We start from the raw sequence: 1588 nt of genomic DNA, 5'->3' as shown, positions 1-1588 counted from the left end.
TGTGTATAAGAGACGGGGGGGCGGGGGCGGCTACTCGGCGATGACCCTCGGGTCCGTCTCGTCGATGTCGACCGGGACGGCCGGGGCCTGCTCCTGCCGGGTCACCGCACCGCGGCCGGTCAGGAACGTGCCGAGGAACCCGATCACGAGCGCGACGACCACGCCGAGGTTCGCGTACGCCCACGCGCCCTGGGTCCCTCCGAGTCCGAACGGGCCGAGCAGGTACCCCTGCCAGGACAGCCAGCCAGCGGCGGTGTTCGTGACGAGCCCCCAGCCGACGGCCGTGGCCACGACGAGGATCGCGATGCTGTCCCACCGGACGTCGCCGTACCGCCCGCGCCGGGTGAACAGCTCGCGCTCGGCGTAGTCCCGCTTGCGGAGCACGAGGTCCGCGATGAAGATGCCCGCCCAGGCCGCGATCGGCACGCCGAGGGTGATGAGGAAGCCCTGGAACACCGTGATGAAGCTCCCCGAGACGAACACGATGTAGATCGTGCCGAGCGTCATGATCACGCCGTCGACGCCGACCGCGACGGGCCGCGAGACCTTGAGCCCGGCGTTGAGCAGCGCGAGTCCGGACGAGTAGATGTCCATGATCGCGCCGGACACGATGCCGAGCACCGCGGTCACGACGAACGGCACGAGGAACCACGTCGGCAGGATCCCCGCGAGCGCCCCCACGGGGTCGGTCCCGATCGCGGACTCGAGGTGCTTCGACGACCCCGACACGAGCAGGCCGAAGACGAGCAGGACGGCGGGGCCGAGCGACGAGCCGAACGTCGTCCAGAACACGACGCCGCCGCTCGAGGCGCTCCGGGGCAGGTAGCGGGAGTAGTCGGCGGCAGCGTTCACCCAGCCGAGCCCGAACCCGGTCATGACGAACAGGAGCGCGCCGATCACGGCGGGCCCGTTCCCGGACGGCATCGCCATGACCTTCCCGAGGTCGACGTGCCCCGCGGCGAACACGATGTAGAGCACGGTGAGCACGCCCGCGATGATCGTGATCCACCGCTGGAGGCGCATGATGAGTTCGAACCCGAGCGTGCCGCCGAGGACGATGAGGGCGATGACGACGACGAGGGCCGCCACCTTCGTCACGACACCGCCGCCCCAGCCGAGGCGGTCGAACACGGTCGCGGTCGCGAGCACGGCCACCGCGGCGAGCGAGGTCTCCCACCCGACCGTCAGGATCCAGGACACGACGGACGGGAGGCGGTTCCCCCGCACCCCGAACACGCTGCGGCTCAGGGTCATGGTCGGGGCGGACCCTCGTTTGCCGGCGAGCGCGCTGAGCCCGCAGAGCACGTACGACAGCACGACGCCGAGGACGACGACGACCGTCGCCTGCCAGAACGAGATCCCGAACCCGAGGACGTACGCGCCGTAGCTGACGCCGAGGACACTCACGTTGCCCGCGAACCACGGCCAGAACAGGTCGCGCGGCTTGCCGCGCCGCTCGTGCTCGGCGATCTCGTTGATGCCGTTGCGCTCGACCGAGAGCGCGGATGCCGGGCTCGTGGTCGTGTCGTCGATGGTGCTCACGGTGCTCCTTCGGGGAGGGTGGTGCCGGAGGGGACGGGCGGAGAGG

At 70.7% G+C, this 1588-nt stretch carries 1 protein-coding gene; it reads right to left on the bottom strand.

What is annotated here, in order from left to right; translation table 11 throughout:
• Window positions 1–30: 30 nt before the first annotated feature.
• Window positions 31–1542 (bottom strand): cytosine permease, encoded by a 1512-nt coding sequence (locus DEI86_RS16265; protein ID WP_258376591.1) that lies wholly within the window; start codon window positions 1540–1542, stop codon window positions 31–33.
• Window positions 1543–1588: the final 46 nt, after the last annotated feature.

The sequence above is a fragment of the Curtobacterium sp. MCBD17_028 genome (assembly GCF_003234875.1).
In the GTDB taxonomy this organism is placed as follows: Bacteria; Actinomycetota; Actinomycetes; order Actinomycetales; family Microbacteriaceae; genus Curtobacterium.
Note: the sequence above shows the minus strand (reverse complement) of the source record. Positions and strands in the feature narration are given on the sequence as shown.